At 61.2% G+C, this 255-nt stretch carries 1 protein-coding gene; it reads right to left on the minus strand.

Going from position 1 to position 255, the window contains the following annotated elements; all coding sequences use genetic code 11:
- On the minus strand, positions 1-255 hold a 255-nt coding region (locus tag EZI54_RS24185; RefSeq protein WP_278248743.1), incomplete at both ends, for a contractile injection system protein, VgrG/Pvc8 family.

The raw sequence follows: 255 nt of genomic DNA on the forward strand, positions 1-255 counted from the left end.
TGAATTTAAAGACGCAGGGGGTCTTGTGGGAACCGCCGGACGTGGCGTTGTAGCCTACCTCGGGCAGTTGTGGCGCATCCCGGTGATGGTCGGCGATCACGATCGGCTGACCGGCGGTGGTCGGGTCAAAGCGGTAGTGCCAGCCTTCCTCGGCGGCAATCCGGCTGAGAAAAGCCAGATCCGTTTCCCGGTGCTGGACGCAGTATTCCCGTTCTTGCGGAGTCCGCTTCAGATCAAAGGTCTTGTCCACCAGCC

The organism is Marinobacter halodurans, from assembly GCF_004327985.1.
GTDB lineage: Bacteria > Pseudomonadota > Gammaproteobacteria > Pseudomonadales > Oleiphilaceae > Marinobacter_A > Marinobacter_A halodurans.